Consider the following 213-nt stretch of genomic DNA (forward strand, 5'->3'; position numbering starts at 1 on the left):
CCTTACCATTGGTGATCGGTGGTGTAACAGGCAATGGCGGTATTATTGATGATGACCAACCAAGCATCACCACCGTCGAACCAGGTGCACCAGGCGTTGCTGGTGACAATGTGGTCGAAGGCAATGATCTCGTCTACACCGTCAGCTTAAGCGCAACAACAACTGTGGCGTCGACTTACGCTTACAACTTAGGCGGTGGTACAGCAACAGCCG

The 213-nt window shown here is 52.6% G+C and carries 1 protein-coding gene; it reads left to right on the forward strand.

Annotation, left to right across the window (positions count from 1 at the left end; translation table 11 throughout):
• The coding region (locus H8K52_RS21010; protein WP_186924836.1) for a hypothetical protein at nt 1-213 on the forward strand (213 nt) is incomplete at both ends.

This window comes from Affinundibacterium seohonense (assembly GCF_014284305.1).
Classification (GTDB): Bacteria; Pseudomonadota; Gammaproteobacteria; order Burkholderiales; family Burkholderiaceae_D; genus Undibacterium; species Undibacterium seohonense.